Genomic DNA, 25,223 nt, shown 5'->3' with positions numbered 1-25,223 from the left:
ATGCAGGACATCGAGCGTGCCCGACGTCGGATCAAGCTGCGTGACCTGCACATCCTGCTCGTCATCGCGCAGCGCGGCAGCATGGCGAAGGCTGCCGCGGAGCTCGCAGTGTCGCAGCCGGCCATCTCGCGGGCGGTCAGCGACATGGAGCACGCGCTCGGACTTCGGCTGTTCGATCGTTGCCGTAACGGCATCGAACTGACGGCCTATGGCCATGCGCTGGTGCGACGCGGGGTCTCGATCTTCGACGAGCTTACCCAGGGCTTGCAGGAACTCGAGTTTCTGGCCGATCCGAGCATCGGAGAGTTGCGCATCGGCAGCACGGAGAGCATCGCAGCGGGCTTGCTTCCGGTGGCGATCGACCGCTTCACGCGGCAGCATCCCGGCATCCGCATCAATGTCGCGCAGACCGTTCTCAGCGATCTGCGTTACCGCGAACTGCGCGAGCGCAACATCGATCTGTTGCTTGGATGGACGCCGACGCCGTTTGACGAGACAGACTTGGCGGTCGAGCCCTTGCTCGATGATCGGCGCGTCGTGGTTGCGGGAAGGCGAAGCAAATGGGCGCGCGCATCCAGGCTCGAATTGGCCGACCTCGCGGACGAGCGCTGGGTGCTGCCTCCGCCGGACACCTTTCCGGGCTCCGCGGTGGCGGAGATGTTTGGCGAATTCGGAATGCAGACGCCAAGCGCGCCGGTCACGACGCTGTCGCTTCATTTGTGCTGCCGGCTCGCTGCGACCGGCCGCTTCATCACCGTGCTGCCCGGCTCGGTCGCGCGGTTTGCCGGCGGCGATCTCGGCCTGAAGGTCCTTCCGGTTCAGCTTCCGCGAGCGGCCGCCGTCTCGGCCGCGATCGTCACGTTGAAAGGCCGCACGTTGGGCCCGACCGCCGAGATATTCATCGCCTGCATCCGCGAGGTCGCCACGGCGGCCGCGAGCAAAGCGGCCGTCCGCAAATGACGCGAATTGCGGGCGCCGCTCCCGCAGGCGCCTGACGTCTAATGCGCCATCATCGGCTGGCGCGCGGTTCGCTCGAGCACCGGATCGATCCGCAGCCTGATCGTGACGAGCGCGCCGATCAGGCCCATCACGGCGAGCAGCAGCAGCCCCGCCGTGAAGCTGCCGGTCAGGTCCTTCAGATAGCCGACGGCGAATGGGCCGGCGAAGCCTGACAGGTTGCCGAGCGAGTTGATCGCGGCAATGCCTGCCGCTGCCGAGGCGCCGGTCAGGATGCCGGCCGGCATCGGCCAGAACATCGGCGGCACCGCCGACACGCCGATCTGCGCAAGGCAGAGCAGGGCGACGATCAGCACCGGATTCGACATCAGCCCGGCAAGGCCGATGCCGACGGCGGCGAGCGTCAGTGCGCCGGCGACATGGTATCGCCGCTCGCCGGTCTTGTCGGAATGGCGGCCGAGCAGCACCATGCCGACCGCGCCGAACACGAAGGGCAGGGCCGCGATCAAGCCGGTCTGGGTGTCGGTGACGCCAAACGCCTTGATGATGGTGGGCAGGAAGAAGGCGACGCCGTAGCTCGCCGCGTTGAGGCAGAAATACACGAAGGCGCAGGCAAGAACCCGCGAGTCGGTGAGCGACTGCAGAACGGAAATATGCTCCACGGCCTCGGTTTGCTGCCGCTCGCGCTCAAGCGTGGTCTGGATCCACTTGACCTCGTCGGGCTGCAGCCAGCTTGCCTGGCGCGGAAAGTCCGGCAGGAAGGTCAGGACAGCGAAACCGACCAGGACCGACGGCAGTGCCTCGCAGACGAACAGCCACTGCCATCCGGTCAGGCCGGCGCCCGACAGGTTGAGCAGCAATCCCGAGATCGGCGCCCCGATGATGCTCGAGATCGGGATCGCCAGCATGAACAGGCTGATGACGCGCGCGCGGTACACCGACGGGAACCAGAGCGTCAGATAGAAGATGATGCCGGGGAAGAAGCCGGCCTCGCAGGCGCCGAGCAGAAGCCGCAGGAAGTAGAAGATCCACTCGCTCGACAGGCCGCTCGCCGCGGACATCTGCGGGATGAAGGCAAATGCGGCCGAGACGATGCCCCAGCTGATCATGATGCGGGCGATCCAGCGCCGCGCACCGAACCGCTCCAGAAGGATGTTGGAGGGCACCTCGAAGAAGAAGTAGCCGATGAAGAACAGACCGGCGCCGAGCCCGTAGGCGGCCTCGCTGAGGCCGAGCGCTGCGTTCATGTGCAGCTTGGCGAAGCCGACATTGACGCGATCGAGATAGGCCACGAAGTAACACAGGATGAGGAACGGAATCAGCCGCCGCATCATCTTTCCGATCGCGCGCTTCTCGACATCGTCGCTCATCGTTCCCATCCCTTCCTGTTTTTCGAATCGGCAGACGATCACCGCGCTGTTCGGGGCGGCACCTGGCGCACTCGCAGCGGTTCGTCGCGTTGCTCTTGCAAGTCTTCTTCATTGTTGTGTAATCGACTGCCGCGTGACTAATGGCATTTGGGAATGGAGCCACGGCGAAACTGTCATGATGCACCGCGATATAAGCGCGGGAACCTTGGAGCGTTTTCCAGCGAAGTGGCTGCTCGTTCGCGCCAAGAAAACGCCTCAAAGCAGAATCTGGAGCCCTGTTCCGGTCTAATCGGAACGGAACAGGCTCTTGCCGGGCAGGATGGTGGCGGGCCGTGATCAATAATCTGAAACTGCGCCAGTTGCGCCTGCTGGTCGCTCTCGATAATGAGCGCAAGTTGCAGCTCGCCGCCGAGCGGTTGAACATCACCCAGTCCGCCGCATCGAAGATGCTCGCCGAAATCGAGGCGCTGGCGCGGGTTCCCTTGTTCGAGCGCACGGCGCGCGGCGTCGAACCGACGGCCTATGGGTCGATCCTGATCCGTGGCGGCAAGAGCGTGCTGGCGGATCTCGACCAGGTCACCGACGAGTTCGCGGGCTACAAATCCGGTGAGCTCGGCACCGTCTCCGTTGGAACAGTCGCCAAGCCCAGCATCGACCTCGTCGTCGACGTGATCCAGTATCTCGGCGAGAAGCTGAATCGGGTGAACATCTCGCTCGATGTCAGCACCAGCCCGCCATTGATCACGCGACTACTGGCGCTCGAGTTCGATTTCGTCGTCGCCAGGATTCCCGCCGGCATCGATCCCCGGCAATTCGACTATTACGAGATCGGCGCGGAGGAGGCGGTGCTGCTCGTCCGTGCGGAGCATCCGTTGGCCAGCCGCGAGACGGTCGAGCTGGAGGACATGGCCGACCAGCAATGGATCTGCCAGCCGCGCGAATCCTTCATGCGCCAGGCGCTCGAGAGGCTGTTCATGAGCCGCGGCGTGACGCCGCCGCGCCGGGTCATCAACACCGAGTCGTTTTTCGCCTCGGTCGGAATTGCCGCGGGCATCGACGCGATCGTGCCGGTCCCCATGCTGGTGTTCGATCTGGTCGATCCGCAGCGGTTCAAGGTGCTGCGCCTGCGGGACAGGCTGTTGTTGGAGAATTACGGCCTGATCAAGCTGCGCAAGCGTGCGCTGTCACCCGCCGCGGCACTGCTGTTCGACGCGATGAAACGGCTCGGCGTACCGGGTGGCGGCGCAGAGCAGGGCGACGCGGCGAGCTGAATGCTCAGCGGAACATGCTGCGCAGGTTCTGCGCAATCTCGAACAGCGCCGGATTTTGCTTCACAGCGCGCTTGGCGCGATTGACGGCCGACAGCGCGCTCGCCGCCGGCTTGCCGCGCAGACTGAGCGGAACGAAGCTGTCGACGACGGCTTCATCGTCCTTGCAGAACAGCCGCTTGTACTCGTCCGAGCCGATGCCGAGATCCAGAGCGCGGTAGTTCAGGCCGGCATGGCGGTCAATGATATCGCGCATCAGGATCAGGCCGGGGCTGAACTTGGAATTGGCCGACATCGTGTAGGTGTTGAACATCATCGAGAAGCGATGGCCGTCGGATACGCCGGCGAAGATCGCGATCACTTCCTCGTCGCACTCCAGCGCGTGGATGTCGATCGCATAGCCGTTGCCGTTGCCGTCGGCGCGCGGCGCGAGGCAGGCGGCACGAACAAATTGCTCGATACCCGGCTCGGCGAACACGTTCGGCAGCTTCTGCTCGGCCATGCGCTGCGGCTTGACGCGGAAGAACCAGTCGAGCAGGCGGCAGACATCGGCGCTCTCGCTCGCGACGTAATAGCGGTAACCGGGCAGCGCCTGCAGCTTGCGCTCCTTGCCCTTGAGGCGGCGGCGGAACGAGTTGCTGACCAGCGTCGCCGGTGCCGCGCCGGGCTCGATCGCCAGCACCGGGCAGTCGTTGACCGAAGGCTGATGCGGCAGCAGCGCCAGCGGATTCGGGAGGTCCTGCCAGCGCAGCGGCTGCTGGCAGAGCACGAGCGCATCGGCGCGGGAACGTTCGGCGATCGATCCGATCAGAGCCGCGATGTCGGCTTCCGTCGCGTTGGCGGCGAAATCCTTCGCGCACAGCGCCATGTTGAAGGTCGCATGCTTGCCGCCCAAGAAGCTCGCGCAGTTTGCGCCGAGGCGGGACTCGATTGCGAGCGGCAGCAGCAGCAGCGGCCGGCGTTCGCTGTCATGAGCGACGACGATGAAGGGCCGCAGGCCCTCGCGCTCGCCGACCTGGCGCTGCCAAGCGGCGAGGAAATCGAACCGCTGATAGGGCGTGTAGCTGTGCTGCGATGTCTCGAAGCCGCGCCAGGTGGCCTCGGCCGCGGTGAGATCATGAAAGATGTCGACGCCGGCAAGGCGGATTGCGTTCGGCCACGCTCGCGCCTCAGTCGTCTGGCCTTCGATTGCCGCCGCCATGGTCATCTCGGAACTCGAAATTTTTAGGTATTAATTTACAGTTCTCGGCTGGGGCCGACCTTCGCAGGGAAATGTCAACAAAGTGTAAGAACAATGCCGCGGCGGCGTGCGGGAACCGCCAGGCAGGGACGGGTAGAGGGACCTTGGCGCCGGACAGCGGGATTTTACGACGGGCCCGAATGGAGCTCGCGTATTTCAGTGGCGCGTTCAGGCTGCGGAAACGCGAGACCGGCGGCGCCGGGGTGATCCTGCGGTTCGTCCGCGTTCGTCCCGCGCGACGCGGCCGGTTTCAGCCGCTGAAGTCGCAGGAGATCACGCCGGCATTCCTCGATCGCACGATCCGCGCGCTGAAGCGCTGGCAGTATGACATCGTCGGGATCGACGAGGCTTGCCGCCGCGCGGTGACCTTGCCTGAGCGCCGGCGCTTTGCCTGCCTGACCTTTGACGGCGCCAGCAAGGACATCGTCACCCATGCCTGGCCGGTGCTCGCCAGGCACGGCGTCCCCTTCACCCTGTATTTGCCGACGGCCTTCCCGGATGGCGTGGGCGTCGCGTGGTGGCTGGCGCTCGAAGACATCATCGCCCGCGAGAGCCGCATCAGCATGATGGTCGACGGCAGGGAGCAGCACTTTGCGATCTCGACGCCGTCGGACAAGTACGAGCTGTTCGATTTCCTGTCCGGCTGGCTGCGCAAGCTGCCGCCGTCGGACCTGTCCTACGCGCTCAATGATCTCGCCAGGCGCTATTCGGCCGACGCGGCCCAATTGTCACGCCATGCGTCACTCGACTGGCAGGATCTGGCGAAGCTTGCCGCCGATCCGAACGTGACGTTCGGCAGCGCCACGGTGAACTATCCGGCGCTGTTGAGCCTCAGGGATGCCGACGCGCAGCGCGAAATGGCGATGGGCAAGGCGGTGGCCGAGAGCGCGCTGCGGCGGCAGGTCAGGCATTTCGCGTTCCCCTTCGGGGACCGCGAAGCATTCGGCCGTCCGCATGTCGTGATGGCCGAGGAGGCCGGCTTTGCCAGCGCGGTGTCGACCATCTCCGGAGTTGTCGAGGCGCAGGGCCGCACAAATCTTTACGCGCTGCCGCGGATCGCATGGGACGGCCGGGTGCGCTCGCTGCGGATGATGCGGGTGCTGCTGTCGGGCGTGATGTTCGCGCCGGTGCGGCCGACGCGCAGCGCGCGCGACCAGAACGTTACTTAGGCGCGATCGGGCCGCGACATCCAGGCGACGATCGGCATCGCCGGCAGCACCCAGCCGAGGCCCGCGACGACGTAGAAGATCGCTTGCAACAATCCGGAATTGGCGAGCCACGGCGTCTGCGCGACCGTCATGCCGAGCAGTGACCACACCACGACCAGGATGAGCAGGAAAATGGTTCCGAGCAATTTGCGGGTGCGTATGGCCATGGCTGATATGGACAACTCGTGATCTTGCGCTGCGGGCGCGGCGGACTATAAGGGGCCCGAAAATCCAATCAAGTCAGGGCGAAATGGTCGGTATTTCCGCAAAGACATCGCAGCTCCGCGCCGTCAGGGTATGGCTGGTCGCGGTCGCCGCCCTGATCGCGCTGATGGTGCTGGTCGGTGGCGCCACGCGGCTGACCGAGTCCGGCCTGTCGATCGTCGAATGGAAGCCGGTGACCGGCACGCTGCCGCCGCTGACCGAGGCGCAGTGGACCCAGGCCTTCGAGGGCTACAAGAGGATCCCGCAATATCGCGAGCTCAACGCCGGGATGACGCTCGCGGACTTCAAGACGATTTTCTGGTGGGAGTGGAGCCACCGGCTGCTCGGCCGGGTGATCGGCGCGGCCTATCTGCTGCCGTTCCTGTATTTCCTGTGGCGCGGCGCCGTGAGCGGCGAGCTCGGCCGGCGGCTGTGGGTGATTTTCGGCCTCGGCGCGCTGCAGGGCGGCGTCGGCTGGTGGATGGTCGCGTCCGGCCTCTCGGAACGCGTCGAGGTGTCGCAGTATCGGCTGGCGACGCATCTGGTGCTGGCGCTCCTCATCTTCGCGGCGATCGTCTGGACGCTACGGCGCCTGACGGACCGTCCGTCCGTGATCGCGCCGCTCAGGCTGAAGATCACGAGCGCGGTGCTGCTCGTGCTGACCTTCGTGCAGCTCTATTTCGGCGCGCTGGTCGCGGGGCTGCGCGCGGGCAGGGTCTACAACACCTGGCCCGACATCGACGGCGGCTTCATCCCGTCGGCTGACCGTCTCTGGTTCGAGACGCCGTGGTGGCGCAATCTGTTCGACAACACGCTGACCGTGCAGTTCGAACATCGCATGACCGCCTATCTGCTTTTCGCGCTGGCGATCGCCCATGCGATCGATGCCATGCGCGCGCGCGCCGGCAGCGCGGTGGTCGCGGGCGCCTGGTGGCTGGTGGCGGCGATCACGTTGCAGGCGACGCTCGGCATCCTGACGCTGCTGCATCAGGTGCCGATCGATCTGGCGCTGACGCACCAGGCCGTCGCCATCGTCGTGCTGACGCTCGCGGTGCTGCAGGCCGAGCGCTTCGCCGCGCGCCGGACCGAGCGGGACCAGCCGACCCTCGTGCCGGTCGGCCAGCCCGGTTGATCCATCAACCCGGTTGATCCATCAACCTCTTTGATCGATCAGGACAGATAGTCGAGCCCGATATCGAGCGCGGTCGAGCTGTGGGTCACCCAACCGACCGAGATCAGGTCGACGCCGGTTGCGGCAATCGCTGCGGCCGTCGCCGCGGTGATGCGGCCGGAGGCTTCGGTGAGCGCCTTGCCGCGCGCCATGTCCACCGCCTGGCTGAGCTGCTCGGTCGTCATGTTGTCGAGCAGCACCGCGTCGACGCCGAGCGTTAGCGCCTCCTCGAGCTGCGACAGCGTGTCGACCTCGACCTCGATCTTGACGAGATGGCCGGCATTGGCCTTGGCGCGCTCGATCGCGGTGCGGATGCCGCCGGCGAGCGCGATGTGGTTGTCCTTGATCAGCACGGCATCATCGAGGCCGAAGCGGTGATTGCCGCCACCGCCGGCGCGCACCGCATATTTCTCCAGCGCACGCAGTCCCGGCGTCGTCTTGCGGGTGCAGACGATCTGCGCGCGGGTGCCGGCCACGGCCTTGACCAACGTGGCGGTTGCGGTGGCGACGCCGCTCAGATGGCAGAGGAAGTTGAGTGCGGTTCGTTCGGCGGTGAGCAGGCTGCGGGCCGGGCCGTCGATGATCGCGATGACCTGGTCGGGTTCGACCGCGCTGCCGTCGGGCCGTTCGGCGCGCAGCGTGATCGCCGGCGACACCATCTGGAAGGCCGACCGCGCGACGTCGAGCCCGGCGATTACGCCGGGCTGCCGCGCTCGCATCACCAGCCGCGCCTGCTGGACGGCCGGCACGATGGCGTCTGCGGTGATATCGCCGGCGCGGCCGAGATCCTCGCGCAGCGCAGTCTGCACGATCGGCTCATAGATCAGGGGCAAGAGGGGATTGAGGGTCATGACAGGGCACTCCTGGCAAATGGCGTGGATTCGACGATGTCGCGCGCGGCGGCGAGTGCATCGGCGCGGGTAAGGGACGACGGAACGGCCGACGCAGCGGTGTAGGGGAAATCGCTGCGGAAGTGGCCGCCGCGGCTTTCCTCGCGCCTGATTGCGGCAACCGCGACCATCAATCCGACCAATGCTGCATCGGACGCCGCACTGTGACCGCATGCGAGTGGATAGAGGCTGCGGATCGCGCGGGCGATCCCGTCGCGGTCGCGCAGGACGCCGAGCCCCTGGGTGAGGATCGGTCGCACGGCGGAAGGATCGGAAGCTTGTGGCATCGCGTCCTCGCGCAGCATGGCGCGCGGGCCCGCATTCACGCTTTCGATGCTTTCGGCGACCCAGCGCGCGCAGACGATCGCTTCCATCAGCGAGTTGCTGGCGAGGCGGTTGGCGCCGTGCAACCCGGTGCGCGCGGCCTCGCCGCAGGCCCACAGGCCTTGCACCGTGCTGCGGCCAAAACCGTCAACCGCGATGCCGCCCATGTGGTAGTGAACCGCCGGCCGGATCGGGATCGGATCATGGGCGGGATCGATGCCGGCCATCTTGCAGAACGCGCTGATCACGGGATAGCGCTGCGCAAACTCCGCGCCCGGATGTTGGCGCGCGTCGAGGAAGGTGCGATGCCCCGCGGCGCGGTGGCGCCACACGGCGCGCGCGACGATGTCGCGTGGCGCAAGCTCGGCGCCGGGCTGATCGGCCATGAAGCGCCGGCCGGTCTCGTCGATCAGGATCGCGCCGTCGCCGCGGATCGCCTCGGTCAACAGCGGCATCGGGCGCGACGTCCCGTCGAACGCGGTCGGATGAAACTGGACGAACTCGATGTCCGACAGTTTCGCGCCGGCATGTGCGGCAAGCGCGAGCCCCTGGCCGAAACAACCGCCGGGATTGGTGCTGTCGGCGAACAGCCCGCCGATGCCGCCGGTCGCGATCACCACGCGGTTGGTCGCGATCGTCAGCGCGCCGCTTGGGCTGGCTGCAAGCACCCCCCTCACCGCATTGTCCTCGACGATCAGCCGGCGCGCCTCGACGCCTTCCAGCAGCGTGATCGACGGCGTCTGGCGGACCGCCGCGATCAGCGCGCGCATGATCTCCCGGCCGGTGCCGTCGCCGGTGGCGTGCACGATGCGGTTGCGGCGGTGTGCGGCCTCGAGCCCGAGGCGCCAGCTGCCGTCGGCGTGCCGGTCGAAGGCGACGCCGAGCCTCGCCAGCTGTTCGACGGCGGCGGGCGCGGCGTGGACGATCCGGCTCGCGGCGGCCGCGTCGCAAAGGCCGGCGCCGGCCGCGAGCGTATCGGCGAGATGCAGGGCAGGGCTGTCATCGGCGCCGACCGGCGCGGCAAGGCCGCCCTGTGCCCACATGCTGGAAGCTTCCGCGCCGAGCGGCGATTTCGACAGCAGGACGACCGGCTCGGGCGCGAGCTGAAGCGCGGTCATCAGCCCGGCGGCGCCGCCGCCGCTGATCACCGGACGGCCGTTGAGATCGGAGATATTGGTGCTCATATCGCCAGCATCCTTTCGACGCTCTTGCGCGCGCGATCGGCGATCGCAGGGTCGATCGTAACCTCGTGCTGGTTGGTCTCCAGCGCGTGGCGGATGTTCTTCAGCGTGATCCGCTTCATGTGCGGACAGAGATTGCAGGGGCGGACGAAGTCGACATCGGGGTTTCGTGCCGCGATGTTGTCGCTCATCGAGCATTCCGTCAGCAGCACGACGCGCGGCGGACGCTTGGTCTCGACGAACGACTGCATCGCAGCCGTCGACCCGGCAAAGTCCGCTTCAGCGACCACCTCGGGCGGGCATTCCGGATGCGCCAGGATGGTGATATCGGGATGATCCTCGCGCAGCTGACGCACGTCGTCGGCGGTGAACAGCTCGTGCACCTCGCAGTGGCCTTTCCAGGCGATGATCTTCTTGCTGGTCTGCTTGGCGATGTTCTGCGCCAGATATTCATCCGGGAGCATGATGACGCGCTCGGCGCCGAGCGATTCAACCACCTTCAGCGCATTGCCTGACGTGCAGCAGATGTCGGACTCGGCCTTCACCGCGGTCGAGGTGTTGACATAGGCGACGACCGGCGCGTCCGGGTAGCGCGCCCGCATCAGCCGCACGTCCTGCGCCGTGATGGAATCCGCCAGCGAGCAGCCGGCCTTGAGGTCGGGGATCAGCACGGTCTTGGCCGGATTGAGCAGCTTCGCCGTCTCGGCCATGAAATGCACGCCCGCGAGCACGATGACATCGGCATCGACCTTGGTCGCTTCGCGCGCGAGCAACAGGCTGTCGCCGACGATATCGGCGACGCCGTGGAAGATCTCCGGCGTCTGGTAATTGTGCGCCAGCACCACCGCGTTGCGGCGGCGTTTCAGCGTGAGGATCGCATCGACGTCCTCGGCGAACGTGGCCCATTCGAGCGGCGGGATGACGCGCTTGACGCGCTCATAGAGCGGCGCGGTGCGGGTGAGCAGATCGGTATCGAGTGCAACCATTTATACTCTCCGTGAGCATAAGATGGCTTATACTTATCCTGAGCATAAGGCGTGTCAAGTGCGCGAAAGCGGGAGCTTGGTGCCGGCGACGGCCCGCTCGGCCAGCACGGCATGGCGGAAGCGGAATAGCTTGGCCGGCCGGCCGACGGTATCGGCGGCCATTGCGCCAGTCTCTTCAACGAGTTCCTGCTGCTCGATCAGCCGGCGGAAGTTCTGCTTGTGGACCAGCCGGCCTGCGAGTGCCTCAACACTGCGTTGCAGTTGCAGCAGGGTGAACTCGGCCGGCATCAGCTCGAATACCACCGGACGGTATTTGATCTTCGCGCGCAGCCGCGCGATCCCGGTCGCGAGAATGCGGCGATGATCCGCCGTCATCGGCTTGCCCGGCACGACCGGCGCCTCGCGGCCATGCGCGCGCCCGGCTTCCGGGATCAACGCGGCCTCGTAGAGCAGCTCATAGCGCTGCAGCACCAGCTCCTCGTTCCAGTCGCGATCGTCGAGGCCGAAGGTGATGGCGCAGCGCTGCCAGCGCTCGCGCTGAAGCGTCGGCGACGGTGCGGCCTTCGCCCACGTTTTGAGCTTCGGCGCGATCGTCTTGGCCAGGAAGGCCGGCGCGCCGGCGCGATGATCCTCCCAGGGGAAGTAGTCGTACCAGCCGGACCAGTGCGCCTCAAAGCCTTCGCCGACACGGTCCTCGCGGGTCAGGCCAAGATAGCTGATCGAGACGCTGTGCGGCCCCTTGGCGTCGCCGGAGCGGCCGCGGTCGGCAAAGGTGTAGAGCTGCTCGACATAGCCGAGCGGGTGGCCGGTCTGCGCTTCGACCCAGGCCCGCAGCGCGGTCTGCAGCGAGCGATGGGTGAACTCGAACGGGCCGCTCGGCAGCGCGGAGCCGCCGGCGATGGTCATGATCTTCGGCGTGCCCTCGGTGACGGCGACCAGCACCGCGACGAGATCGGCGGTCACCGCGTTCCCCGAAGCCGGTGCGCTGGATTTCTGCGGCGATCTGGCCACCCGATCGGTCCGCGCTAGCAGTAGCCGTAGACGCCACAGGCGTAGGGCAGGCGGTCCCAATAGGTCACATAGGCACCGCCGTAGTACGGGCCGAGATAGTTGTAGGAGTGCCAGTTGCCGTAATAGCCGGGCAGTGACGACGACCCCGGCAGCAGCGGTTCGCCGGGCACGAACGGGATATACGGCTCGGTATTGAGCGGGATCACCACGGGCTCGACGACCACGAGCTGGCGTCCGCGCCGCACATAGGTCGGGGATGTGATGGTGGTGCGGTAGGCGTAATGCTGCCGCGGCAGGCCCGCCGGCAGCTGGCGCGCGGCCTTGACGGTCGCGCTCTTGGCGACGGCCGGGCCGTCGGCGGCGTCAGCAGGCGGAATCGCAAACAATGTGATCGCGAGCGGCAATGTCCAGCGCAGCATCAATGCTCTCCCGAATCATCCGGAGCCTATCACTGCCACTTTAAGCCGGATTGAACGTTAACGAGAGGCCCGTCGGTATTAAGCCTTAACGGCAGGTCCGTCGCCTTGGGCAAGCTGCCGGAGCGATGCGGCGCACCGCTCCGGAACAATTGCGGGATCAGGCGCGCAGGGCCTGGTCGAGGTCGGCGATCAGGTCTTCCTTGTCCTCGATGCCGATCGAAAGCCGCACCACCTCGGGCGCCGCGCCCGACCTCACCTTGGCGGCGTCGTCGAGCTGGCTGTGGGTGGTGGAGGCCGGATGGATCACCAGCGAGCGGGTGTCGCCGACATTGGCGAGATGCGAGAACAGCTGCAGGTTCGACACCAGATTGACGCCGGCGTCATAGCCGCCCTTCAGGCTGAAGGTGAACACCGCCCCGGCGCCCTTCGGCGAATATTTGCGCTGCAGGGCGTTGTACCTGTCGCCGGGCAGGCCGGCATAATTCACCGCTGAGACCGCGGGGTGGGTGGAGAGGAATTCCGCCACCGCCTTGGCGTTGTCGCAGTGCTTCTGCATGCGCAGCGGCAGCGTCTCGATGCCGGTCAGGATCATGAAGGCGTTGAACGGCGACAGTGCGGGGCCGAGGTCGCGCAGGCCGAGCACGCGGCAGGCGATCGCGAAGGCGAAGTTGCCGAAGGTCTCCTGGATCCTGATGCCGTGATATTCCGGGCGCGGCTCGCTCAGCATCGGATATTTGTTGTCCTTCGACCAGTCGAAGGTGCCGGCGTCGACGATGATGCCGCCGAGCGAGTTGCCGTGACCGCCAAGGAATTTGGTCAGGGAGTGCACGACGATGTCGGCGCCGTGGTCGATCGGCTTGATCAGATAGGGCGAGGCCAGCGTGTTGTCGACGATCAGCGGCACGCCGGCCTTGCGCGCAACGGCCGCGATCGCCTCGATATCGGTGATGCTGCCGGCCGGGTTGGCGATCGACTCGATGAAGATTGCTTTGGTGTGCGGCGTCACCGCGCGCTCGAAGCTTTCGATCTCATCGGGGTCGGCCCAGGCCACATTCCAGCCGAACGCCTTGAAGGCGTGGGTGAACTGGTTGATCGAGCCGCCATAGAGCTTGCGTGCCGCGATGATCTCATCTCCGGGCTTCAACAGCTGCTGCAGCACGACGACCTGCGCCGCGTGACCGGAAGCGACGGCGAGCGCCGCGGTGCCGCCTTCGAGGGCTGCGACACGTTCCTCGAGCACGGCATTGGTCGGGTTGCCGATGCGGGTATAGATGTTGCCGAATGCCTGCAGGCCGAACAGCGAGGCCGCGTGGTCGGCGTCGTTGAAGACGAATGACGTGGTCTGGTAGATCGGCGTCGCCCGCGCGCCGGTGGTGGGATCAGGCTGCGCGCCGGCGTGCACGGCGAGGGTGGAAAATCCCGGAAGGCGATCGGTCATTCTTTGTATCCTGTTGTGGCCTGGTCGAAACGCGCGGCATGCTGATGGCGGCGACGCCCGCCGTCAAGCGAGTTGGGCACACCGCCGGTTTTTGGAGGGGCATCCCGCGCTATACCGGATGATCGCAGCGATTATTCCGCCGCGATGTCAGGTCGTCTCGGTCTTGTTCTTTGCCGCGCGGTCGGATGCCGGGGTCTGTCCGCCGCCGAAGCTCGTGCGATTGAGCGACAGCCGCATGCCCTGCGTCGGGATCGGCGCGCGCTTGGAACTCAGCGTGCGCGAGTTGACGCCCATCCAGGAGATCTCCGACGACAGCCGGCCATACTCGATCTTCGGGCAGCGGTTCATCACCACCTTGAGGCCCGCGGCTTCCGCCTTCTCGGCCGCGGCGTCGTCGCGCGCGCCAAGCTGCATCCAGATCACCTTCGGCGGCGTCGACAATTTCAGCGCCTCCTCGACCACGGGCATGATGTGGCTTGAATTGCGGAAGATGTCGATCATGTCGATCGGCCGATCGATGTCCGCAAGCGAGGCGACGAACGGCTTGCCCATCAGCGCCTTGCCGACATGGCCGGGGTTGACCGGGATCATGTCGTAGCCGCGCTGCGCCAGATATTTGAAGGCGAAATAGCTCGGCCGCACATTGACCGGCGAGGCGCCGACCATCGCGATCGTCTTGACGTTGTTCAAGATGCTGCGGATGTAATTGTCGTCGTAGGCGTCGTGATTCATTTCGATCTTACTTGTCTTGCCACTTCGGATCGCGCTTCTCGATGAAGGCGCCGATGCCTTCTTCGGCGTCGCGCGCCATCATGTTTTCGGTCATCACCTCGGCGGCGAAGCGATAGGCGTCGGCGAGGTTCATCTCGGCCTGGCGATAGAACGCTTCCTTGCCGAGCTTGACGGTGTAGGCCGATTTCAGCGCGACCTTCTCGGCCAGCGCGATCGCGGCGTCGCGTTCGGTGCCCGCGGATACCACGCGGTTGACGAGGCCGATGGTCTGCGCCGTTGCCGCCGAGACCGGCTCTCCGGTCAGCAGCATCTCCATCGCCTGCTTGCGCGGCACGTTGCGCGACAGCGCCACCATCGGTGTCGAGCAGAACAGCCCGATGTCGACGCCCGGCGTCGCGAACGCCGCCGCTTCGGAGGCGACCGCGAGGTCGCAACTTGCGACGAGCTGGCAGCCGGCCGCGGTGGCGATGCCCTGGACGGATGCGACCACCGGCTTCGGCAGGCGCACGATGGCCTGCATCATCGCGCTGCAGGCGTTCATGATTTGCGCGAAATAGGCGCGGCCGCGGTCCGCATCGCTGCGGCGCGCGGTGAGCTCCTTGAGGTCGTGGCCGGCACAGAACGCCGGGCCGTTGGCGGCGAGCACGACGGCGCGGATGCGCTTGTCGCCGCCGACATCGTTCAGCGCGGCGTGCAGCTCGGCGATCAGGCCCTCGGAGAGGCTGTTGCGCGCTCCGGGCCGATTGAGCGTCAGTAGCGCGATACTGCCGATGGTCTCACGCAGCAGGATCGGTTGGCGTTGCGGCGCTTCGGCGCGGGCGGCTTGGGCGGACATGCTGAAAATTCCACTTTGGTCTCTGTGACAACTTAATGTAACAGGCAGGCTGAAGCGAGGGCAGGGACGGCATGGCGACTGCGAAAATGAGCGTGGCTGACGTGGAGGAGTTCCTGCGGAGGGAATTCCCGCAGGCGTTCGTCCACGACGATGTCCGGATCGAAAGCGCCGACGGCGAGACCGCCCTGCTGCGCCAGCGCTTCAGCGAGCGCATGCTGCGGCCGGGCGGTACGGTGTCCGGGCCGACCCTGATGGGCCTGGCAGATTTCGCGATGTACGTGGTGCTGCTGTCGGCGATCGGGCCGGTCGGCCTTGCCGTGACCACCAACCTCAACATCAACTTCCTCCGCAAGGGCCAGCCGGGGCAGGACGTGCTTGCGGTGGCAAGGCTGCTCAAGCTCGGCAAGCGGCTCGCGGTCGGCGAGGTCAACCTGCTGTCCGGCTCGTCTCCTGATCCCATTGCCCATGTCACGGCGACCTATTCCATTCCGAATCAATAGGCTTTTCTGCGGTATTATTGCACCATATTTACAAGCCATTGTTTTCGCTGGTGTAATTTGATCGCGTGGGCGTTGACGCGCGATCGCGGCTTCTCTAGAAAGCCGCCCAGTTCGGCGCATACGGCGCCGATTTCCTTTTCACGGATTTCACACATGAGCACGTTCTCGGCCAAGCCCGCCGAAGTGACGAAGAAGTGGGTCGTGATCGACGCCAAGGGTCTGGTCGTCGGTCGTCTCGCCACGCTCGTCGCGATGCGCCTGCGCGGCAAACACCTGCCCACCTACACCCCGCACGTCGATTGCGGCGACAACGTCATCATCGTCAACGCCGCGCATGTGGTGCTGACCGGTCGCAAGCGCGACCAGAAGACCTACTACAAGCACACCGGCTTCATCGGTGGCATCAAGGAGCGCACCGCGAAGCAGATCCTCGAGGGTCGCTTCCCCGAGCGCGTCGTCGAGAAGGCGATCGAGCGCATGATCCCGCGCGGTCCGCTCGGCCGCATGCAGATGGGCAATCTGCGCGTCTATCCGGGTGCCGATCATCCGCATGAAGCGCAGAGCCCCGAGAAGGTCGATATCGCTTCCCTGAATCGCAAGAACACGAGGGCCGCATAATGTCCGATACGTTGCAGTCCCTCGACCAGCTCTCGCAGGTCAAGCCGGCCGCGCCCGACGCGCCGAAATACGTCAAGAAGGTCGACAAGTACAACCGCGCTTACGCCACCGGCAAGCGCAAGGACGCGGTCGCCCGCGTCTGGGTCAAGCCCGGCTCCGGCAAGATCTCGGTCAACACCCGCGAGTTCGAAGTCTACTTCGCCCGCCCGGTGCTGCGCATGATGATCCAGCAGCCGCTGGTCGCTGCGGCCCGTAACGGCCAGTACGACGTGATCTGCACCGTCGCCGGCGGCGGTCTCTCCGGCCAGGCCGGTGCTGTTCGGCACGGCATCTCGAAGGCGCTGACCAACTTCGAGCCCGAGCTGCGCGGCGTCCTCAAGAAGGGCGGCTTCCTGACCCGCGACAGCCGCTCGGTCGAGCGCAAGAAGTACGGCAAGGCGAAGGCCCGCAAGTCCTTCCAGTTCTCGAAGCGCTAATTCGAGTTCTAAAATTCGCGGCAATTGCCGCAAGCATCGAGTTGCAGAGGGCGCCGCGAGGCGCCCTTTTTGCTGCGTCCGACCGGCCGTGCTTCGGCGCGAATTAGCGCAGTTTTTCATGAAAACTTGCGTGTGCGTGCAAACGAAATTGGAACTCGCACCTTCTAGCTTGCGGGCTCGCAGTGGCGCTGCATCACCGTATTTATTTGCGCCTGCGAACGTTGCATCACACCGGGCTGGGGTGAGTTTATGTCGTTCGATCCATCGACACTTTATTTGTTCGCCACCATGGTCGCGGGCATGCTCGGCGCCATGCTGTGGTTGTTCGGCAGGCAGGAGAACATTTCCGCGCTGAAATGGTGGGGCACCGCCTATCTGCTCGGCGCGGCCTCGGTCGCGGTCTGGACGGTCGGCAGTTCGACGCTCGATCCGATGGTTCTGCTGGGCCTCAATGCGATCGGCTTTGCCGCCTGCGGCCTGGTCTGGAATGCCGCGCGCATTTTCCACGGCCGCAACGCCAACCTGCTGGGTCTCGTGCTCGGCCCGATCGCATGGATCGGGGCGGTGACGACGGTTGAGGATCCCGCGATGCGCCTGACGATCGGCGCCGGGACCGTCGCGATCTACGCCGCGCTGACCGCCTCCGAACTGTGGAGCGAGCGCCGCCGCGCGATGCAGCGGCGCTGGCTTGCGATCGTCATTCCGGTCGCGCACGGTTGCGTCCTGATGCTGCCGATCCTGGTCGGCGACCTGCTGCGATTGAACGGCCAGAATTTCGTCTCCAGCTTTTGGGTCACGCTGTTTTCGATCGAACTCGTGCTGTACGCGATCGGCACGGTGTTCGTGATCTTCATGATGGTGTCGGACCGCGCGGTGGCCGTGCACAAGACGGCTGCGTCGATCGATCCCCTGAGCGGCATGCTCAACCGCCGCGGCTTCACCGAGGCCTGCGCCCGGGTGATCGAGCGCGAGTCCGTTGCGGGCCGGCCGGTCACCGTGATGATCTTCGACATCGATCACTTCAAGTCGATCAACGACCGCTTCGGCCATCCCGCGGGTGACGAGATCCTGAAACTGTTCTCCGCCGTGGTGGTCAACAGCCTCAGGATCAGCGATCTGTCGGGGCGGATCGGCGGCGAGGAATTCGCGGCGCTGCTACCGTGCTCGCTGGAGGAAGGTGTGCTGGTCGCCGAGCGCGTGCGCGAAGCCTTCGAGAACAGCAACATCACCTGCGAGGAAGGCGCGGTCGACACCACGGTCAGCATCGGCGTCGCCGGCGGCCCAGCCGGCACCGAGCTTGAGGTGCTGTTGGCCTCGGCCGACACCGCGCTCTACCAGGCCAAGCGCGGCGGCCGCAACCGCGTCGAGGCGGCGGAGGAATTGCCGCTCTCGCTGGAGAACTGGCGGCGCAAGACCGCGGGCCTGCCGGCTTCGGCGCGGCAAAAGCCGGCGAGCGTCCGGGTGTGAGCGCGGTAACGAGTGGTTAACCATTCGATCCCATGCTTTCGGGCATGGAGTCGATCCGCACCCGCAATCCGCAGTCAGCCCTGATGTCGCTCGAAGCCGAAGGGTTTCGGCGCGCAGCGGTTTCGCCTGCCTGTTCTCGGACTCCAATGAATACGAGACCGCGCTGATCGCCGAACGGCGCGCGCAGGGGCGATACCAGCCGCCGAAGAGCCGCTGGCCGATGGTGATGCTGGCCGGCGTGATGCTGATGGTCGCGGGAACAGTGCTGCTGCTCTCCTGACGTGCGGGTCACGCGGCCCGCGCAGGATCATCCGTCTTGAAGTGGTCGATCATCACCTTGGCGATCGCCATCAGCGGCAGCGCCAGCGCCAGCCCCCAGATGCCGAACACGACGCCGAGCAGGATCTGGAACGCGAACAGCGTGGCCGGCGGGATGTCGAGCGCCTGGCGCTGGATGATCGGCGTCAACACGTAGCTTTCCAGCGCGTGGACGCCGAGGAACAGGATGAAGGCCGACAGCGCCGCGATCCACCCGGTCGCCAAGCTCGCCAGCACCACGATCAGCCCGCCGAGGATCGCGCCGACCGTTGGGATGAAGGCGAGCAGACCGGCCTGGATGCCGAGGATGAACGAGCTCGGAATGCCGATGATGGCAAGCCCGATCCAGGTCACGAGGAACACCGCCGTCATCGTGATGATCTGCGCGATCAGCCAGCGCTCCAGCGTCTCGCCGATGCGGTCGACGATGACGGTCGCCTGCGCGCGATACTTCGCCGGCGCGATGAACAACAGTCCGGCGCGGTAGATGCTTGGCTGGGCCGCAAAGGCGAGCCCGAGAAACAGCACGATGAAGAAGTTGCCGACGACGCTGACGGTGCCCAGCAGCACCTTCAGCGTCTGGCTGATGATGGCGCCGCCGCTGGAGGCCAGCGCGCCGGCGCCGGGGATGCCGTGGGACTGGGACGGCGCGGGTGTCGTCGTCGTTGTCGTCAGGGCGCTGCCTTCGCCCTTCGCCTCGCCGGCGGCATTGGTGAAATCGAGATAGCTGGTGTCGACCCCGTGCTGCTCCAGGAAGTCCTTGACGCTGCCGAGCTGTGATTTGATCGTGTTGCTCAGCACCGTGGCCTGCTGCGCGATCGTGGTGCCGCCAAGGAACACGATGCCGGACAGCAGCCCGGCCATCGCCAGGCAGACGATCGCGAGCCGCAACGCGTGGGGTAGCTTGGTCAGCCGGCCGAGCAGGGTGGTCATGGCATTGAGGGCGACCCCGAGCAGCATGCCCGCGAACAGCAGGAACAGGGTCGCGGCGAAATGCCAGGCGAAGGTCAGCAGGGCTGCGAACAGCACCACGCCGATGCCGCCGACGGCGATCGCCCATGCCAAGTCGTTGCGGGCCTGCAGGCGATTGTCAGCCGAATCTGTCACGGGTGATTCCCCCTTCGCGACGGTCCGAAGCAGTCTTTGGCGAAAATCCCGCCGGGATCAAGCTGGCGGGAGCGTGCCGGTTTGCCGCTGACGCGCCGCGGCGCCGGGCGCGATTGGCGGGCATCTGGCCGGCTCCGGGTCCCGAGGGGCGCGAATCTGTGCAGGACTGCAAGGCCCCCTGTGCAGATATAGACAGTTGATCCGGCGGGAACTCGAAGGCATGATCGTCTACGCAACGTCGCAAACTTAGAAGAATCATTGCGCGAGACTTCAATAATGAGACGGCCCGTGGTCGGCGTGATCGGAAACGCCCATCGCATCGAAAATCGTTTCACAGTCCAGATGGTCGGGGAGCGCAACCTTCGCGCGGTTGCCGAGGTGTCGGGCGCGGTGCCGCTGATGTTTGCGGGCAGCCCCGAAATCACTGAGGTCGGCGCCTTGCTCGACGTGGTCGACGGCGTCGTGCTGACCGGAGCCCGCGCCAATGTTCATCCGACGCGCTTCAACACCGAACCGTGTGCCGCGCACGAGCCTTACGACATCCATCGCGACGACGTCGCGCTGGCGCTGTCGGAAGCCTGCGTCGCGCGCGGCGTGCCGATATTCGGCATCTGCCGCGGCCTGCAGGAGATGAACGTCGCCTTCGGCGGCTCGCTGCATCCGGAGATCCGCGAGATTCCGGGCCGCATGAACCACCGGATGCCGCGGCTCGAGAACGGTGAAATCCATCCTGACCCGACCGTTGTGTTCGCCGACCGTCACGACGTCGCACTGACGCCGGGCGGCGCGTTCGCAAAAATCCTCGGCCGGGAGACCATTCGGGTCAATTCGCTGCACGGCCAGGGCATCCTCGAGCCCGGCAAGCGCGTCGTGATCGAGGGCATCGCCGAGGACGGCACCATCGAGGCGATCCGCATCGCCGATGCGCCGGGTTTCGCGCTGGGTGTGCAGTGGCACGCCGAATACGATCCGCAGCGCAATCCGATCAACCGCGCCCTGTTCGAGGCCTTCGGCGACGCGCTGCGCGAGCGGCGGCGGGCGGCGTAGGATGGTCTCACCGCCATCGTCCCTGCGCGTCTAGTCGCGACGTCGTCTTCAAAAAGCGCGCTGTCGTCCCTCCGAAAGCAGGGACCCATACTCCGCAGCGGTTGTAGTGGAGGGGACTCGTCATTGCGGCACTGCTCAACAATGACCGTCGGTGGTTATGGGTCCCTGCTTTCGCAGGGACGACGCCGGATGTGTGGCGTCGTCTGCCCGTCGGGTCGGCTTGTCGCACCTCGGTTCGGGAGGCCGTGAAAGACGCGGGGCTTTCCTGAGCCAATCCGCGCGAGCCGAGCGGCAGGCGAGTAGATCGTTGCCAACGCAAAGTGTGTTGTCCCCGCAACGTCACAAGAGTTCCGTTGAGCATCGCATCTGTTGGGACTTCACTGTGTGGCGAATTCCCCGTTTAATAATGGCGGACCTGAGGCAAAGATTTTACCACCAAGACGTTCATTTGAGATCAGGTTCAGGAGGCCGCTGACCAGCGCCAGCGGCCTCTTCGTGTTGCTTCATTGATCGCAAATGCAGGTAGGGGCCGTCGCCGCGTCGATGGCGCGCAGGAAGCAGCACGTTATGGCATTAGCGCACTGACCATGGCCAAGCCGACGGTTGCGGTTTGGCGGTGGCGTGCGGTCGCGCCGGGGATGGCGCCGGTTTGCGCGTTTGGGCAACATTGGCCGACGGCCGCGGGCGCGGCAGAGGTATTTCCGGGGTTACCGTTGGCTGTTCGGGGCTCACCTTTGGCTCGGCGGCGTTGGCGATGACACCGGCCAGCTGTTCCTGGCTTGCGTTGAGCCGCTCGGTGACGGTCTCGCTTTCGCGCGCCAGCTGATCCTGGGTCGCCTTGATCTGGTCGATGATATCTTTGCTGCGCGCCATTTCTGCTTGGCTCGCCTCGAGTTGGCTTGCGACGTTTTTATGGTCGCGGACCAATTGGTCTTGCCTCACCTCAAGCTGTTCGACCGCTTGCCTTAAGGCAGCGAGATCGCGCGCCATCGGTTGGAGCTGCTGCGCCAAGTCGGAAGAAAGTGCGGCGGCAGTCGGCGCAACGTCCTTCGGCGCGACGTCTTTCGGCGGGGTTTGCGCAGGAGGCGATGGGTGGCCGGAGGAGGCCACCATCGCCTTATCAACGGGTGACGACCACCACCAAGCAGCGCCACCAATGCATGCTGCCAACACAGTACCGACAACAGCCAGGTGGCGCCAATCCACCAATCGATGAACCGTCGCTAGCGGCGCGCGAAACGCCTTCATGGTGGTCGGTGGGTTGGAAGGAGTGACTCCGGCTTCGCGCGCGAGGTTCGAAAGCTGCTCTTCCAAGCTCGCGAGCCGCCCTTCCGCGCCCCTGTCATCCAGCATGGAATGCATTTTGTGCTCCGTATCAAATGCAAGGTCACCCGCCTTGAGAGCAGGTCCGCTCCTCGGCGCGCTAACATTCAACGGGACCCGGATGGGTATTTGCAGCTTAAGCTTCCCAGGGATGAGGATGTGGCCTGTACGTCACATCGTCCTTCTTTTATCAGCTCACCCTTCCTGAACTGTCCCGACGATTTTGACCGAGATATCGTTCGTCCGCAATCGGGAACACCGCTTGCCATGGAGCGCTGGAGCTCGTGGATCGGGGTGCTGTTCGGCCGCCTCACGCTATCGAGCGCGAACATCGGATGCCTCTCGGAGCCGAGGCACATTACGTCGAGGTATCGTTAGTCGGCGTTGAGAGCGTCACCAAGCGCCGGAGAGGGCGGGCTGGACCTGAAACGCGGGGATGCGGAGCGCTCCATGTTCGGCAACCGACCATGTCGGCATCCTGCATGGCGCCTTCGGCCGGTGCCTGACCGTGGCGCCAGACATGTACCCCGGGGCGCCCTCACGCGCATTCTCGGTATGTTGAGTTGCGCTGCTGGCGAGATGTCCCGCTGGTTGACAGGCCGCAGCTGTTCTTCCGGTATCGAGCGCGCGCCGGAATCGGTCTTTCTCCGTACTAATACGGATACGAAAGTGGCGGATTGCTGCGCCGGACTCGGCTAAGCAACAGGGATATTTGCTCCGGCGCCGACGACCCCTTTCCGAATACTGTTTTTCCTTTTCCATTTTCGGTGCAGCCGACACGAGGGGTTGGTCGGGATGAATTTGTCGGGCCGACTGGCGACGGGGATGATGTTTCCCGTCGCCGCGCTCCTGCTCGCGCTGGGCTTCATCCATGGCGTGACCTTGCCGGGCATTCTGCTCGCGGGTGGCGCGGTTGCGGTGGTATTGATGACGGCTGAGGTGATTGCGAGATCGCTGTCCAGGACGCCCGCCCAGCTGGTGCGGGCGGCGGAGGCGCTGTCGCGCGGCCAGCAGGTCTCGCTCGGCTCAAGCGATGACGGCGAGACCGCTCAGCTCGCGGCGACGCTGGCCGAATTGTCGGCCCAATTGGGCAGCAGGCAGCACCTGCTGGAGAAGACCGTCGAGAGCATCCGCGATCCGGTGGTGGTCGCCGACGAGCACGGGATGATCGTGATCGTCAACGCCGCGGCGCGACGGCTTTACAGCGTCGAACCCGGTTTTGATACCCTGACCGGCGTTCGCACCTTCCAGAATTATTATGCCGACGGCACCACCGTGATGCCGATCACGGACACGCCGATGGCGCGTGCGCTGCGCGGCGATGACGTCGACGATTTCGAGCTGATCGTCAAACCGCAACCGCCGCAACCGGCCGTCTGTCTTGTCGTCAACGCGCGGCCGCTGCGCGACGATACCGGCAATCTGCGGGGCGCGGTCGCCGTGCTGCATGACGTCACCGCGCAGCGGCGGGCACACCAGGCGCTGGTCGAGAGCGAGCAGATGGCGCAGGCCATCGTCAGGACCGCGCTCGACGCCTTCGTCCAGACCGACCAGGACGGCTTTATTCTCGACTGGAGCCCGCAGGCCGAGGCACTGACCGGCTGGACGCGGTCCGAGGCGGTCGGCTATCGGGTGGTCGAACTGGTGTTTCCGGAGGAGCTGCGCCTCGCGCACCGGCAGCGGATCACCCGCTTCCTGCAGGAAACCGCGGCCGGCGGCATGGGCATGCGCTATGAAACGGCGTGCCTGCACCGCGACGGTCATCGGTTCTATGTCGAGGTGTCGCTCAACGCGCTGCGCCGCGGCGATGGCTGGATCATCAATTCCTTTGTCAGGGACGTCAGCCAGCGCCGGATCGCCGAGGAGCAGTTGATCCAGGCGCAGAAGTCGGAATCGCTGGGGCGGTTGACCGGCGGCATCGCGCACGACTTCAACAACATGCTGACCGTGATCACCGGCACGATCGAGATCCTCGCCGACGGCGTCAAGGACAACCCGCAGCTTGCCGCGATCGCCAAGCTGATCAGCGATGCCGCCGATCGCGGCGCGCAGCTCACCTCGAGCCTCCTGGCATTCGCGCGCAAGCAACCGCTGCAGCCCGGCGAGACCGATGTCAACGACCTGGTCGGCGAGGTGGTCCGGCTGCTGTCGCAGACGCTGGGCTCGCAGACCGAGATCAGGACGGAGCTCGGCCGCAACGCCTGGCTCGCCTTCGTCGACCGCAGCCAGCTTGGTGCCGCGCTGGTCAATCTCGCCATCAATGCGCGCGATGCCATGCCTGAGGGCGGCACGCTGAGCTTTGCGACCCGCAACATCCAGCTCGGGATTCCCGACGCCGTGGCGTGCGGCGTCGAGCGCGCCGGCGATCATCTCGTGATCGAGGTGACCGATACCGGCACCGGCATTTCGCCGACACATCTGGAGAAGATCTTCGATCCGTTCTTTTCCACCAAGGAGGTCGGGCAGGGCGCCGGGCTCGGGCTCAGCATGGTGTTTGGCTTCGTCAAGCAAAGCGGCGGCGGCATCGAGGTCAAGAGCGAGCAGGGGCGCGGCACCATCTTCAGGATCTATCTGCCGAAGGCCGACGGCACCGCACAGCGCGCGGCGGAGGAGGACGATCTGCGCGTCAGGGGCGGCGACGAGACGATCCTGTGCGTCGAGGACGACCCTACGATCCGGGATTATGTCACGGGCCAGCTCGAAAGCCTCGGCTACCACGTTCTGGTCGCGGCGAACGCGGACGCCGCGCTCGAAATCGTCAAACGCGGCACCGCGTTCGACCTTCTGTTCACCGATATCGTGATGCCCGGCAGCATGAACGGCCGGCAATTGGCGGAGACACTGATGGCGGGGCGCCCGGCACTGCGGGTGCTGTTCACGTCGGGCTACAGCGACGGCGTGCTGCCCGCACAGCAGGGGCGCGGCGGCCACGGCATTCCGCTGCTCACCAAGCCCTATCGGCGCGGCGAGCTGGGGCGGATGCTGCGGCGCTGCCTTGATCTTCAGGTCGACTTTCAGGGCGATCCGGTTCCACAGCCTTACTCGGTACAGCCCGATCTCGAGCGCTTCCTGCGCGAGAATCCGCCGGGGAAGACGTAGACCGCGGCGCGGCCTGGATGCCACCGGGTCCGCA

23 protein-coding genes and 1 pseudogene are annotated in these 25,223 nt (G+C 65.7%); 11 read left to right on the top strand and 13 right to left on the bottom strand.

Annotated elements, in window-relative coordinates:
* Complete coding sequence (locus ACE10X_RS24035; protein WP_038385437.1) at positions 1-960, top strand: LysR family transcriptional regulator; 960 nt, start codon at positions 1-3, stop codon at positions 958-960.
* A gap of 38 nt (positions 961-998) precedes the next feature.
* On the opposite strand, the gene ACE10X_RS24030 is transcribed toward ACE10X_RS24035, so the two are convergent.
* The gene (locus ACE10X_RS24030) at positions 999-2,336 is read right to left on the bottom strand and encodes an MFS transporter (protein WP_051003037.1); all 1,338 of its coding nucleotides are present in this window, start codon (positions 2,334-2,336) and stop codon (positions 999-1,001) included.
* 323 nt (positions 2,337-2,659) lie between these two features.
* On the opposite strand from ACE10X_RS24030, the gene ACE10X_RS24025 reads away from it, so the two are divergent.
* Positions 2,660-3,598, top strand: a complete 939-nt coding sequence (locus ACE10X_RS24025) for a LysR family transcriptional regulator (RefSeq protein ID WP_375762966.1) — start codon at positions 2,660-2,662, stop codon at positions 3,596-3,598.
* 4 nt (positions 3,599-3,602) lie between these two features.
* On the opposite strand, the gene ACE10X_RS24020 is transcribed toward ACE10X_RS24025, so the two are convergent.
* Positions 3,603-4,802 carry a GNAT family N-acetyltransferase gene (locus ACE10X_RS24020; RefSeq protein WP_038385439.1) on the bottom strand — a complete coding sequence of 400 codons (1,200 nt, stop codon included), beginning with the start codon at positions 4,800-4,802 and terminating at the stop codon, positions 3,603-3,605.
* Positions 4,803-4,975: 173 nt separating this feature from the next.
* Between ACE10X_RS24020 and ACE10X_RS24015 the strand changes: the two genes are divergently transcribed.
* Positions 4,976-6,004: a polysaccharide deacetylase family protein gene (locus ACE10X_RS24015; RefSeq protein ID WP_038385440.1), complete on the top strand. Its 1,029-nt coding sequence runs from the start codon at positions 4,976-4,978 to the stop codon at positions 6,002-6,004.
* Here ACE10X_RS24015 and ACE10X_RS24010 read toward each other — a convergent pair.
* Positions 6,001-6,210: a DUF2842 domain-containing protein gene (locus ACE10X_RS24010; RefSeq protein ID WP_016844954.1), complete on the bottom strand. Its 210-nt coding sequence runs from the start codon at positions 6,208-6,210 to the stop codon at positions 6,001-6,003. The genes ACE10X_RS24015 and ACE10X_RS24010 overlap by 4 nt on opposite strands.
* A gap of 83 nt (positions 6,211-6,293) precedes the next feature.
* Between ACE10X_RS24010 and ACE10X_RS24005 the strand changes: the two genes are divergently transcribed.
* Positions 6,294-7,379 carry a COX15/CtaA family protein gene (locus tag ACE10X_RS24005; RefSeq protein WP_038385441.1) on the top strand — a complete coding sequence of 362 codons (1,086 nt, stop codon included), beginning with the start codon at positions 6,294-6,296 and terminating at the stop codon, positions 7,377-7,379.
* A gap of 38 nt (positions 7,380-7,417) precedes the next feature.
* On the opposite strand, the gene nadC is transcribed toward ACE10X_RS24005, so the two are convergent.
* The 8 genes from nadC to ACE10X_RS23965 form a co-directional block, all read right to left on the bottom strand.
* Complete coding sequence (nadC, locus tag ACE10X_RS24000) at positions 7,418-8,269, bottom strand: carboxylating nicotinate-nucleotide diphosphorylase (RefSeq protein WP_038385442.1); 852 nt, start codon at positions 8,267-8,269, stop codon at positions 7,418-7,420.
* Positions 8,266-9,816, bottom strand: a complete 1,551-nt coding sequence (locus tag ACE10X_RS23995) for an L-aspartate oxidase (RefSeq protein ID WP_038385443.1) — start codon at positions 9,814-9,816, stop codon at positions 8,266-8,268. Before ACE10X_RS23995 ends, nadC begins: the two co-directional genes overlap by 4 nt.
* Entirely contained in the window at positions 9,813-10,799 is a 987-nt protein-coding gene (gene nadA, locus ACE10X_RS23990; protein WP_304555232.1) for a quinolinate synthase NadA, read from the bottom strand. The genes ACE10X_RS23995 and nadA overlap by 4 nt, the downstream gene beginning before the upstream one ends.
* A 54-nt stretch (positions 10,800-10,853) precedes the next feature.
* Positions 10,854-11,705, bottom strand: a complete 852-nt coding sequence (locus ACE10X_RS23985; RefSeq protein ID WP_375764604.1) for a hypothetical protein — start codon at positions 11,703-11,705, stop codon at positions 10,854-10,856.
* Between the two features lie 119 nt (positions 11,706-11,824).
* Entirely contained in the window at positions 11,825-12,229 is a 405-nt protein-coding gene (locus ACE10X_RS23980; RefSeq protein WP_038385448.1) for a hypothetical protein, read from the bottom strand.
* Between the two features lie 157 nt (positions 12,230-12,386).
* Complete coding sequence (locus tag ACE10X_RS23975; protein ID WP_038385449.1) at positions 12,387-13,667, bottom strand: O-acetylhomoserine aminocarboxypropyltransferase; 1,281 nt, start codon at positions 13,665-13,667, stop codon at positions 12,387-12,389.
* 147 nt (positions 13,668-13,814) lie between these two features.
* Complete coding sequence (locus tag ACE10X_RS23970; RefSeq protein ID WP_038385450.1) at positions 13,815-14,399, bottom strand: CoA-binding protein; 585 nt, start codon at positions 14,397-14,399, stop codon at positions 13,815-13,817.
* 7 nt (positions 14,400-14,406) lie between these two features.
* On the bottom strand, positions 14,407-15,234 hold the full coding sequence (locus tag ACE10X_RS23965; protein WP_038385451.1) for an enoyl-CoA hydratase: 828 nt from the start codon (positions 15,232-15,234) through the stop codon (positions 14,407-14,409).
* Between the two features lie 71 nt (positions 15,235-15,305).
* Between ACE10X_RS23965 and ACE10X_RS23960 the strand changes: the two genes are divergently transcribed.
* From ACE10X_RS23960 to ACE10X_RS23940, 5 genes and pseudogenes are all read left to right on the top strand, one after another.
* Complete coding sequence (locus tag ACE10X_RS23960; protein WP_028340177.1) at positions 15,306-15,734, top strand: PaaI family thioesterase; 429 nt, start codon at positions 15,306-15,308, stop codon at positions 15,732-15,734.
* A 153-nt stretch (positions 15,735-15,887) separates the two neighbouring features.
* Positions 15,888-16,352 (top strand): 50S ribosomal protein L13, encoded by a 465-nt coding sequence (gene rplM, locus ACE10X_RS23955; protein WP_016840522.1) that lies wholly within the window; start codon positions 15,888-15,890, stop codon positions 16,350-16,352.
* Positions 16,352-16,828, top strand: a complete 477-nt coding sequence (gene rpsI / locus ACE10X_RS23950) for a 30S ribosomal protein S9 (protein WP_028333930.1) — start codon at positions 16,352-16,354, stop codon at positions 16,826-16,828. Before rplM ends, rpsI begins: the two co-directional genes overlap by 1 nt.
* 249 nt (positions 16,829-17,077) lie before the next feature.
* Positions 17,078-18,295 carry a GGDEF domain-containing protein gene (locus ACE10X_RS23945; RefSeq protein WP_038385452.1) on the top strand — a complete coding sequence of 406 codons (1,218 nt, stop codon included), beginning with the start codon at positions 17,078-17,080 and terminating at the stop codon, positions 18,293-18,295.
* A gap of 44 nt (positions 18,296-18,339) precedes the next feature.
* Positions 18,340-18,575, top strand: a pseudogene (locus tag ACE10X_RS23940) (hypothetical protein).
* 8 nt (positions 18,576-18,583) lie between these two features.
* On the opposite strand, the gene ACE10X_RS23935 reads toward ACE10X_RS23940, so the two are convergent.
* On the bottom strand, positions 18,584-19,720 hold the full coding sequence (locus ACE10X_RS23935) for an AI-2E family transporter (RefSeq protein ID WP_375762965.1): 1,137 nt from the start codon (positions 19,718-19,720) through the stop codon (positions 18,584-18,586).
* Between the two features lie 276 nt (positions 19,721-19,996).
* Here ACE10X_RS23935 and ACE10X_RS23930 point away from each other — a divergent pair, with 276 nt between their 5' ends.
* On the top strand, positions 19,997-20,767 hold the full coding sequence (locus tag ACE10X_RS23930; RefSeq protein ID WP_021079122.1) for a gamma-glutamyl-gamma-aminobutyrate hydrolase family protein: 771 nt from the start codon (positions 19,997-19,999) through the stop codon (positions 20,765-20,767).
* 573 nt (positions 20,768-21,340) lie between these two features.
* Here the strand turns inward: ACE10X_RS23930 and ACE10X_RS23925 are convergent.
* Entirely contained in the window at positions 21,341-22,129 is a 789-nt protein-coding gene (locus ACE10X_RS23925; protein WP_038385454.1) for a hypothetical protein, read from the bottom strand.
* A 786-nt stretch (positions 22,130-22,915) separates the two neighbouring features.
* Here ACE10X_RS23925 and ACE10X_RS23920 point away from each other — a divergent pair.
* Positions 22,916-25,189: a PAS domain S-box protein gene (locus ACE10X_RS23920; protein WP_375762964.1), complete on the top strand. Its 2,274-nt coding sequence runs from the start codon at positions 22,916-22,918 to the stop codon at positions 25,187-25,189.
* Positions 25,190-25,223 lie beyond the last annotated feature (34 nt).

The organism is Bradyrhizobium sp. Pha-3, assembly GCF_042258325.1.
Classification (GTDB): domain Bacteria; phylum Pseudomonadota; class Alphaproteobacteria; order Rhizobiales; family Xanthobacteraceae; genus Bradyrhizobium; species Bradyrhizobium elkanii.
This window is presented reverse-complemented; position numbering and strand designations above follow the sequence as displayed.